Here is an 11192-nt window from a genome sequence, read left to right on the forward strand (position 1 = left end):
TATTGAACAATGTATCTTAAATGGTAACAGCGCTAGGAACCAGTCCTGTAAAATCCCCATTATTTCTAATAACATCACGAACGATAGAAGAAGAGATATAGCTTTTTCCAGATGAGGTTAATAAAAACACAGTTTCAATTTCTGAAAGTTTTCGATTTGTATGTGCTATGGCTTTTTCAAACTCAAAATCGGCAGGGTTTCTAAGACCCCTCAAAATAAATTCAGCATTTTGTTCTCTACAAAAATTAACAGTTAATCCACTGTAAGTAACTACTTTTATTTTTGGTTCGTAGGCAAAGGTTTTTTCAATAAAATGTTTACGTTCTTCTAGAGAGAACATGTATTTTTTGTCGGAGTTTATCCCAATGGCTATTATGAGTTCGTCAAATAATGTAACCCCACGCTCAATGATGTCGACATGACCTAAGGTAATTGGATCAAAAGATCCAGGGAAAATAGCTTTTTTCATACGGTTTAATTTTGTTAATTCATGACTTTTATACTCTTAATTCAATCCGCTATTGGTAATTAAGATTTTATAGCTTCTTCAATAGCATTTTCGAATAATTCAGCGAGTGAAATACCATATTCGGTTGCCTGTTTCGGTAAAATACTAGCTTCAGTTAAGCCAGGTACAGTGTTCATTTCTAAAAAGTGAGGTTCATCATTCACTAAAATATACTCGGAACGTGAAAAACCGGTCATATTTAGAATTTCATATACTTTCAGGGCAATTTCTTGCACCTTTTTCTCTTGCTTTTTGGTCAATCTGGCGGGTGTGACTTCTTGAGATTTTCCTAAATATTTAGCTTCATAGTCAAAGAAATCATTTTCTGAGACAATTTCAGTTATCGGCAAAACTAAAGGGGCGCCATTATACTGAATGATTCCTACAGAAACCTCAGTCCCATCTAGAAAGCTCTCTATTAAAATTTCAGAATCCTCCTGATATGCTTTTTTAATTGCTGTAAGCAAACTTGCTTTCTTATAAACTTTTGAAATACCAAAACTAGAACCAGCATTATTAGGCTTTACAAAGCAAGGAAGCCCGACTTTTTCGATAATATGATCAACTGAGAAATCATCTCCTTGGTTGAAATAAACTGATTTCGCTGTCGGAATTCCGTAATGCTTAAGAACACTTAAGGTGTCTCTTTTATTAAAGGTTAAAGCCATTTGATAAAATGGAGCGGAGGTATGCTTTATTTTAAGCAGATCAAAGTAGGCTAAAAGACTACCGTTTTCGCCAGGGTTCCCATGAATGGCATTGAACACACAGTCAAAGGTTACTTTATCATTTCCTTTGTTGAAAGAAAAATCATTTTTATCAATGAGGTATTCAGTGTTTTCAACGATAACAACCCATTTTTCAGATAAAATGTGAACCTTAAAGGCATTATATTTTTCTTTATTAAGATATTTATAAACGACAGTACCGCTTTGTAAGGAGATTTCGACTTCCGAAGAGTACCCGCCCATTACAATGGCTATATTTTTTTTCATGTGCGTTAAAACTTAAATAATAAACTAAATGATTTCCTATATGATACAAACTTACCAAAAAAACTCCTTTAAATTAGTTTCACTGTTTAGAACTTTTAAAAGAAGTTGAAATATGTAATTTATGCTTTTTTAGCTATAATGCAATACCTTGAAATAATAAAATATAAAACCCGCTATTTTGCTCTGTATCTTATAATAAAAGGAATAACAATTTATGAGTACATTTTATTTTTAATTTCTGAAAAGAAAAAAACACCATTTCCGTATACAGGAATACCGATTGGAGTTTGAAATTATACTTTAATTTCGATTCTCTTATAAAAAGGCTTAAATAGCTATGGTCACTGTGTCATGAAGACAATAGAAGCATTTCAAAGTTAAAAAGTCTAAAATCATATCACAAAAGGTCTAACAATTCAAATTCCTAATTCGGAATTGGTAAATTGTGTTATTTTTACAGTAAATTTGTTCCGTTTTACAAAAAGTCGATATGAGTAAATTTACAAAACGCATAAAAGGCGTATTTGAGTTTTTAAAAAGTAAAAGCTTTTTAAAGCAAGTAGTAATAGCTATAGTAGGGTTATTCATTCTTGTTTTTTTATTGAAATGGTGGTTAGGAATTACAACGAATCACGGTCAAAAAATTCAGGTACCTAATTTGCATAGATTATCATTGGATGAAGTAGAACATAAGTTAAATGAGCTTGATTTGGATTATGTGGTTATTGATAGCGCAAGCTTTAATCCTAATTATCCTAAAAAATCAGTAATTGAACAAAATCCAGAAGAAGGTGATTTTGTAAAAGAAAATAGAAAAATATACTTAACGTTGAACCCGTCTAAATACCGTGATGTAGAAATTCCTGATCTAAACGGACGTACTAGCAGACAAGCGATGACGCATTTACAATCAATTGGCTTTAAAATAGGTGAAGAGATTACTTGGGTGAAAGATATAGGTAAGAATGTAGTGAGAGGCTTAAAACATAACGGAAAACAGATTCAACCAGGGACAAAATTACCTAAACAATCTACTATTAATTTAATTTTAGGTGACGGTGACGGTGGTTATTAATTTATATTAATGGAGGAAGATAGAAATAGAGAGATAGAGAACGACGATTTATACGAACATTACCGTTTTGTAGCCAATGATGGTCAAGTACCGTTAAGAGTTGATAAATTTTTAATGAATTTTATTGAAAATGCTACAAGAAGTAAAATTCAGCAGGCCGCTAAAGCAGGCAATATTTTAGTAAATGAGGTTTCGGTAAAGTCGAATTATAAAGTAAAACCAAAAGATGTAGTGAGGGTAGTACTTACCTATCCACCTCATGAAAACTTGCTGGTTGCAGAAGATATTCCATTGACAATAGTATATGAAGATGATCAAGTTCTTGTAGTAAATAAACCTCCAGGGATGGTAGTTCATCCTGGCCATGGGAATTATTCTGGAACTTTAGTCAATGCACTAATACACCATATAGAAAATTTACCCCAAAACAGTAGTGAACGACCTGGTTTGGTGCATAGAATTGATAAAGATACAAGTGGTCTTTTAGTAGTCGCTAAGACAGAGTTTGCAATGGCGCATTTGTCAAAACAATTTTTTGATAGAACTACAGAACGGTTATACTATGCTTTAGTATGGGGTAACGTAGAAGAAGAGCAAGGTACCATTACTGGACATATAGGAAGAAGTTTAAAAGATAGAATGCAAATGACGGTTTTTCCTGATGGAGAGTTAGGGAAACATGCAGTAACACATTTTAAGGTCATAGAACGTTTTACCTATGTTACGTTGGTTCAATGTAAGTTAGAAACCGGCAGAACCCACCAGATTAGAGCACATTTTAAGTATTTTGGACATACATTATTTAATGATGAACGCTATGGAGGAAATCAAATATTGAAAGGAACTACATTTTCAAAATACAAGCAGTTTGTAGAAAACTGTTTTAAAGAATTACCCAGGCAAGCATTACATGCTAAAACACTTGGTTTTACTCATCCAACTTCTGGTAAATTTTTACAATTCGATTCTGAAATACCGAGTGATATAGAAAATTGCCTTGAAAAATGGCGTAGGTATGCTAAAAGCTCGACCTTAGAAATTCCAGAAGATTAAACAAATAGTACTAGAAATCTACTTTTATTCAATTATACAGCATGCTATTATCATGATAATAGCATGCTGTATACATATATTTTGTACCAGTTATTATTTGAATTTACTGTAAAAGAAAATGAATGTTTTTTTTTCTATAAGATAGAAAAATCAACAATAGCAGTAGCTATGATTTCTTTTTATAATTAAATAGAAAGGGAAAAAGGACGTTTTATTATGTTACATCTAAATGGTATTACTAACAAAATTTAATTGATGGAGGTTTTTATAGGGAATACCCCTTGTTTGATGTAAGTGTTTTTATCTAAGTTGCTTAGGTATATTGGGTAGTTAGTTTAGGGAGAACTAGGTATTGTTAGGTGGTTGATTTGTATGTAAATTTGGATAACAAGAGCAACCTGAAAATCTTCTAACAGAGTAAGGACTAACCAAAATAAACTTTTAAAAATGTCAAAAATTAATTGGAATCAAGGAGACTTAATTACCTTAAAGGAAGGTGATACAGCAACCTGTACAGGAAACTTAAATAACGGTCAGTTATACGGACTGTTTTTTTATAATTCGGCGGCGAATGATACACCAACTCCTGTTGTGGTAGTTGGGGCGCAATCTCAAGAGCCTAAGATAATAAATGTTCCTGGTACTACTGCTAAAGAAGGTCTTGCGTCAATTTGTTTTGTGGATGGAAGCAAAACTAATACAGTTTCTATTTCTATTACGCAAGGAACTCCTGGTGCACAAATTCAAGCATTTATATGTAGTGTAAAAATGCCTTTAGATACTGATAAAATGCAAAATAAAAGTTTACCATTAGATGGGCAATTACATGAGTTTAGCAAGTTTACACGTTATTATTCTGTTCCTGCTTCACACTGGTATTCTGGGCAAATTCAAAGTGATATTAACCAATTTATATCAGTGCAATTCAAGGAGCATAGCGCAGAGGTTTATATTGTGAATGCAACACAAGATGTAATGCAAGGAAACCATGATTTTATTCAGTATTTAGGTGGTGAAGAAACTAAAAAAATGGTTAAAATAATTCCTTCACCACAGCAGTCTGTTTCATTTACTTTACAAGGAAATGGAAGTCAAATTGTTTGGGTAAATGCCGATAGTGTTCAAAATAGTAGAAATTCATCTATATCTGTTCAGTCGTTAAGTGGTATTTATAAAGCAAACATGGTAAGTGAAAATGAATTGGTGGAAGAGCTTGTATAACCATCATTTTTTTTTCTAATAAAGTTAATTTTCTGTTTAGGCACTAACTTCAAGTTAGTGCCTTTTTTAAAATAGGGTAGTGATAAAACATTTGCAGTTATTAACTACTTGGTATATAATGTTTTATTGCCTTATGTTAATTGATTGGTTATTATGTTTTTATGATTTTTTACTGTCTCTTCACCATTGAATATTTAGCAAGAACAGGTATGTTTTCGTCGAAATATTGATTCTTAAAACCGGAGCATGGTGTTTAATTTCTTGTTAATTGATTTTGTCATTAACTAAGCTCATTATACGCTCAAATTGTTCGTCTAAATTCATGTTTGAATTGTCAAACTCTATTGCGTCTTCAGCCACAATTAAAGGAGAATCTTTTCTGGTAGAATCAATTCGATCTCTTTCCTGTACATTGTGCAAAATTTCACTGTAATTAATAGTATCACCTCTATCTAAAAGTTCTTTGTAGCGTCGTTTAGCACGCTTATCAGCAGAAGCTGTCATAAAAAGTTTTAATTCAGCGTTTGGAAAAACTACTGTTCCAATATCTCGGCCGTCCATTACAATACCTTTATTAATGCTCGCTGCTCGCTGTTCTTTTACTAACTTTTTTCTAACTTCTGATATGGTAGCCACTTTACTCACCAGTTTCGAAACATCAATACTTCTAATTTCTCTTTCGACGTTGATATCATTTAAAAACATTTCGGCAAAGCCTAAGTCTTTATTAAAACGAAAAGAAAGTGAAATGTTCCCTAACTCATCAATAAGTTGATCACTCGAAAAGTGATTTTCTGATATATAATTGTGTTGCATGGCATATAAAGTAACAGCTCTATACATGGCGCCTGTATCAATATAAATATATCCTAATTTTGTAGCTAATCGCTTTGCAATAGTGCTTTTTCCTGTAGATGAAAAGCCATCTATGGCGATGATAATTTTTTTTGTCATAGATTATATAGTATAAAACAAATATACATTAGATTTCAATATTTAAATAGTTTTTTTAGTAACCTTTATCTAAATTTATTTCAAGACTAAAAGTACTTACATTTGAAGCAGAGTGAAATTTAGAATACGCATAATTAAATTTTAGACGATTCATTTTTAATCCAAAGCCAAAAGAAAATCCACCAAAAGTACGAACATTTTGTAGTTGTAATTCTTTACTTCTTTTAAAGTTATAACCTACTCGGATATTTATAGCACTTTCCGGAAATAATTCGGCACCAACAATTACATGCCTGAAAGCATTATTCAAAATTGATATATTTTCTTGAGTTGTATTTCCTTCTAAATCTAGAGTTTGATTAGATGGGTTTGCGACTGCAACGTTCCATTTTTGTAAATTATCTAAGGTAACATACCAACGAAGCGGTACGTGTTCTAATTGATAAGAACCACCTAAGCATAATTCGAACGGAAGTTGTTCTTTTGTTCCGTTGTATGAACTGAGTTGTGTGCCAATATTTCTGGCTACCAAAGCAATAATAAAAGGATGATTGGCACTGTAATACGTAATTCCAAAGTCAATTGCTACACCACTTGAAGAAAACGAATCTATGGCTGAGTAAATTAATTTTAAATTGGCCCCAAAATAAAAGTCACTTTTAGGAATATTTCGAGCATAGCCAATAGAAAGAGCAATATCATTGGCGCTAAAAGTACCTAACTCATTACCCTCTTCATCTGCTCTGATTAGTTCTCCGTAATTAATGTAGTTGATATTACCATGTAATGTTTCAAAATGCCTATCAATTTCATAAGCATAAGAAATAGATCCGATATTTATACCAGTTAAATAGCTAGTATAATTAACTGATAATTGATTATGCATACTGTTGTTGATAGTTGAAGGATTCCAAGTAGGTTGATTAATATCATCAATTAAAGTTAAAACTTTACCACCCAAGGCCACTTGACGTGCAAAACTGGGAGTGTTTAGGAAATTAAAAGTAGTCTCTCCACCTGTTTGAGCGTATAAAAGGTGAGGGGCAATTAGTAAGAAAAATATGTACGTTAATTTATTCACGAGTAAAGGTAAACATTACTACAAAAAACGTGAAAAATATTTATTATTTTATAGACAATTGATCTTTTCTTGTAAATGTGGTTTATATTTTATAACTTTCCATGTGGTAAATATGTGTTTTCGTTGTTTTTATTGAAAACAATGTTTAAGTTTGTCACCCCCTAAAGAATTCCTTCGATGAATAGAATATTAGCTAAAAGCATCAAAATACTTTTAGTAACTAGTTGGCTGTGTTACGGTTCGGGTTTGGTTTCTCAAGTATTGTTGAAGCCAGAGTTGAAGTTTTCTGCTGCGTGCAGTAATGATGCAAATAAAGATTTTCAAATAGGTTTTAGATATACTACGAGTCCTTTTAATAGCGATAATCAATTTATTGTTGAACTATCTGATGAAAACGGGAATTTTGATAATGCCGTAAATGTCGCGACTATTGTTAATCAAAATGCAAATTTCTCAGAAATTTTAACTTCTTTTCAGATCCCTGAAGGAACTTTTGGTACAGGGTTTAAAATCCGCATAAAAGCCACATCTCCTGAAATGTTCAGTCCTGAATCAGACGTATTTGCGGCCTACGATATTTTTTCAGGAGTTTTATGGATTAATGATAATAAAGAAAGTGAAACTATTTGTGGAGCAGGACAAGTGACCCTGCAGTTGAATACAGATAGAATTAGTGTTTATGATTGGTACAGAGACGCTAATTTAATCGCGACTACATCTGAACCAAAGTTAGAGGTAAGTGAGCAGGGAAGTTATCAAGCGAAAATAAATTATGGACAATGTGGTTATGTAGATTCTAGGTTAATTGATGTGTACGTTGTTAGTACTGCCAATGCACAAATACAAGGCCCTTCTGAAGTTGAAATATGTTCAGATGAGACACATACGTTCCAAGCAACTGTTAACAATCCTTCATATACCTATAAATGGTTTAAAGATGATGTAGAAGTAGCATCGTCCAATTCATCATCATATACGACGCCTAATACAGGTCAGTTTGGAACTTATCATTTAGAAATAGAATCGGATGGTTGTACCGCAAAATCACAGGGTGTAGTTTTAAAACAAAAAACAGGGGCTAGTTTTACTATAACGAATCAGCCTCCTGTTAAGACTGTATGGTTGCCAGGAGAAAATAGAGAGTTAACAATAGAAGTAGAACCAGCTTCCACCACAGTAACAATATCATGGTATAAAAATGGACAGCTTATTGCAGGAGCTACAGGTCCGGTATTGGCAATTCAAGCCCCAGGTGAAGGAGAGTATTTTGCAAGAGTTACGGAAACAGGAGGTGCTTGTAATTTTACACAAGATTCTGAATTATTTACGTTGTTGGCCGTAAAATCATTAAATACTGCGATTAGAACGGCTGCAGATTATGTAGATTGTGAAAGCGAACAAACCAAATTATTAATTGTGGGAGTTGATGCAACGGGTTCTGACGATAACCAATACGAACTTACGGACGAACAACTGGAGTTACTAACGTATCAATGGTATAAAGACGATGTGGCCTTAACAGGAGAAACACAAAAAGAATTAGATATCGATTCATATGTAGAAAATGGAGTGTATGATCTTGAGGTAAAGGCAGGAGCCATAGCCGATAAATCAAATAAGTTAGATGTTAGGCTTACGATTACAGCCCCTGAAATTGCTTCGTCTTCTACTTCAAATTCGTTGTGTACAGGAGGAACAATAACCTATACTGTGTCGGAAATCGTTTCAGGTTTTACCTATACGTGGTTTAAAGATACCGTTGAAATTATAGTTGACGATCCACAATTGTTAGAAGTAACAGAAACGGGAGAATATATATTACAAATTTCGGGCTTTGGATGTACCAATGAACTAGATCCTATTGAGGTTATTCCTTTTGATGATTCAGCTGTGGTTGTGACACCATCAGAAATAGTAGTATTGATTGTAGGTCAAGTTGTTACTATAACAGCCAGTGGAGCAAACTCATATGAATGGTACGATGATGCTACTGGAAATTTATTATCAACGAATGAAACTGTAGAGGTTAATAAAATTGGGTTTTACACATTGGTTGCCATTGTTGATGATTGCGAGGTTCGAAAAACTATTGAAGTGGTGGAACAAGATGATCAAATAGTTGTCCCGAATATTATTTCACCGGGTATACAAGATGGAATAAATGATACTTGGCAATTATCAAACAAGTATTCATTTCAACCAACGGTAACCATAGCAATATATGATTCAAGTGGCACTGAAGTGTTTAAAACTACAGAATATAAAAATGATTGGCCTTCAGAAAGTTTGTTAGGTAATCAAAGAGTTTTTTATTATAGAATTATTAGAGAGGATCGGCTTATTAAGGCTGGAAGTATCTCTGTTTTACATTAAAGGAATATGATTAAAAGATACACTATTTATATGTTATTATTAGTTTGCACTTGTGGGTTTTCTCAAGTGTCTAGTAATGCTGAAATATATAATAGTTTTACTTCTCGTAACTTTATGAAGTTTAATCGGTTTTTAACCGTACCAACATTTTCTGCACTAAGAGAAAATAAAACTTCTATGAGTGCTATAGTAAGAAATAGTTTTGTTGAGTTCGAAGATTCTCCTCGACTATATTTGTTAAGTTACTCTGGTAAAATGCGTGAAAATGTTGGTGCCGGAATGGCAGTATACCAACAAGAAGTGGGGGTTTTTAAAGATTTTGGAGCCATAGCGAATTATGCACAGAGAATTCAATTAAATGAAAATTTAGATTTGACTTTTGGCTTTAATGTATTATACAGTCGTAGAAGTGCCAATGGCTTAAAAGTAAATTCAGTGGAACCTGACCCCGCTATTAGTAATTTTCAAGATATACCGATGGTTAATTTTCAACCAGCACTTACCGTCTCATTTGGTAAGTTTGATGTAGGTTTATTTTTTGAAAACTTATTAGATTTTAATTTGAAAGAAAACAATTTAGCTACTTCTTTTTCGGAAAAAACATTTTCAGGACATGCCATGTATTCTTATGAATTTACGTATGCGGGCGGCATTTTTGAAGGGGCTGACTTAAGAGTTTTGGCCCTAGCCAGAAAACCTGGGAATGGAACTTTTGGTTTTGGAGGAAATGTAATTTTTGATCTTCCTAAAGTAGGATGGCTAAAAGCAGGTTATGATAAACAGTATGGTCTTTCGGCAGGGGCTGGAATTAACTTATCAAATAATTTGTCAATAGGGTTTTCTTATGAAAAGAGTGATTTTGCCGCTACTAACGAGGTCGGAATTATCTATAATTTTGGAGAAAAAACGTTTACTAGAAAAAGACCAAAGAGAAGATCAGGAAGAGTAAGTGTTAAGTTACCTGAAAGAAAACCAAAACAAGAGTATAAGAATTCTGAACACAATGATTTATCAGATGAAATTCAAGAGGCGTATGATTCTATTGGTAAGCTAAATAAAAAGGTAGACGAGATATTAAGAATTCTTAAGAATAAGCCTAGAAAAACGGTAGAGCTTGTAAAGGAACCTTCTGTGAATGAGGAAACTTCAGAAGAAAAGGATCTTTCGTTAAAAAGAAGTGAAAATACACCTTGGAGAGAAAAGACAATTAAGCGATCAGGAGGTGGCGGTACGATGTATTATGTCGCGGCTAATCAATTTAGAAGTAAACAAAATGTTGAGGCTTATATAGAAGAAAAGAAGCCGAAGTTTGAAAAGGAAAATATAGAAGCAAAATATGTTTTTGATCCCAAAACTGAATATTATTATGTTTATTTCGATAGGTTTGGGAAAGAGGAGGATGCCAAAGAGATGACAGAAGAATTCAAAGAAAAGAAAATGTTTGAAGGCGGTGATGAAGACCCTCTTGCTTTGACCAAGAAGAAGACGTATAAAGAGGCTGTGTTTGTGATGAAAATAACATTAGGAGGTAATGGCGAAGGTAATAGTTATGAAGAACCTAAAACACAACCGCCAGCAAGAGTGTTAGGAATGAAAAAGATAGGTGATTTAGAAAAAGGCTATTATTTAGTGGTAAATGTTTTTTCTAAAAGAGCCTATGCTGATAAATTTTTAGATGAATTACGTAATGACAATATAGATGCCGATTATTTTATAAATCCATCAACAGGGTATAGACATGTTTATATCTTAAAAACGAATAATGAAAGTGAAGCTATTAGATTATATGAGAATAACCTAAATGGTTCTTATTATAATAGAAAATCAATCATAAATATAAAATAAGACCAATTGTAAGTATAAAATAAAACCAATTAGTAATAAAACGAATTATAAATATAAAATAAAACCAATTATAGATATAAAATAAAA

9 protein-coding genes are annotated in these 11192 nt (G+C 32.8%); 5 read left to right on the forward strand and 4 right to left on the reverse strand.

Annotated elements, in window-relative coordinates; translation table 11 throughout:
- Nucleotides 1–16: 16 nt before the first annotated feature.
- Nucleotides 17–469 (reverse strand): pantetheine-phosphate adenylyltransferase, encoded by a 453-nt coding sequence (gene coaD / locus AC2TDS_RS18245; protein WP_484737007.1) that lies wholly within the window; start codon nucleotides 467–469, stop codon nucleotides 17–19.
- A 59-nt stretch (nucleotides 470–528) separates the two neighbouring features.
- Nucleotides 529–1503 carry a D-alanine--D-alanine ligase gene (locus AC2TDS_RS18250; protein WP_484737008.1) on the reverse strand — a complete coding sequence of 325 codons (975 nt, stop codon included), beginning with the start codon at nucleotides 1501–1503 and terminating at the stop codon, nucleotides 529–531.
- Nucleotides 1504–1993: 490 nt separating this feature from the next.
- Between AC2TDS_RS18250 and AC2TDS_RS18255 the strand changes: the two genes are divergently transcribed.
- From AC2TDS_RS18255 to AC2TDS_RS18265, 3 genes are all read left to right on the forward strand, one after another.
- Entirely contained in the window at nucleotides 1994–2578 is a 585-nt protein-coding gene (locus tag AC2TDS_RS18255; RefSeq protein WP_484737009.1) for a PASTA domain-containing protein, read from the forward strand.
- Between the two features lie 9 nt (nucleotides 2579–2587).
- The gene (locus tag AC2TDS_RS18260; protein ID WP_484737010.1) at nucleotides 2588–3631 is read left to right on the forward strand and encodes an RluA family pseudouridine synthase; all 1044 of its coding nucleotides are present in this window, start codon (nucleotides 2588–2590) and stop codon (nucleotides 3629–3631) included.
- A gap of 447 nt (nucleotides 3632–4078) precedes the next feature.
- Complete coding sequence (locus tag AC2TDS_RS18265; protein WP_484737011.1) at nucleotides 4079–4852, forward strand: hypothetical protein; 774 nt, start codon at nucleotides 4079–4081, stop codon at nucleotides 4850–4852.
- A 264-nt stretch (nucleotides 4853–5116) separates the two neighbouring features.
- Here AC2TDS_RS18265 and cmk read toward each other — a convergent pair whose 3' ends face one another.
- Both cmk and porQ read right to left on the reverse strand, forming a co-directional pair.
- Nucleotides 5117–5806, reverse strand: coding sequence for a (d)CMP kinase (cmk, locus tag AC2TDS_RS18270; RefSeq protein WP_484737012.1), 690 nt, complete (start codon nucleotides 5804–5806; stop codon nucleotides 5117–5119).
- A 55-nt stretch (nucleotides 5807–5861) separates the two neighbouring features.
- On the reverse strand, nucleotides 5862–6887 hold the full coding sequence (porQ, locus tag AC2TDS_RS18275) for a type IX secretion system protein PorQ (protein WP_484737013.1): 1026 nt from the start codon (nucleotides 6885–6887) through the stop codon (nucleotides 5862–5864).
- 177 nt (nucleotides 6888–7064) lie between these two features.
- On the opposite strand from porQ, the gene AC2TDS_RS18280 reads away from it, so the two are divergent.
- Both AC2TDS_RS18280 and AC2TDS_RS18285 read left to right on the forward strand, forming a co-directional pair.
- Nucleotides 7065–9260: an Ig-like domain-containing protein gene (locus AC2TDS_RS18280; RefSeq protein WP_484737014.1), complete on the forward strand. Its 2196-nt coding sequence runs from the start codon at nucleotides 7065–7067 to the stop codon at nucleotides 9258–9260.
- Between the two features lie 6 nt (nucleotides 9261–9266).
- Nucleotides 9267–11105, forward strand: a complete 1839-nt coding sequence (locus AC2TDS_RS18285) for a PorP/SprF family type IX secretion system membrane protein (protein WP_484737015.1) — start codon at nucleotides 9267–9269, stop codon at nucleotides 11103–11105.
- The last annotated feature ends 87 nt before the right edge of the window (nucleotides 11106–11192 follow it).

The organism is Tenacibaculum profundicola (assembly GCF_057220795.1).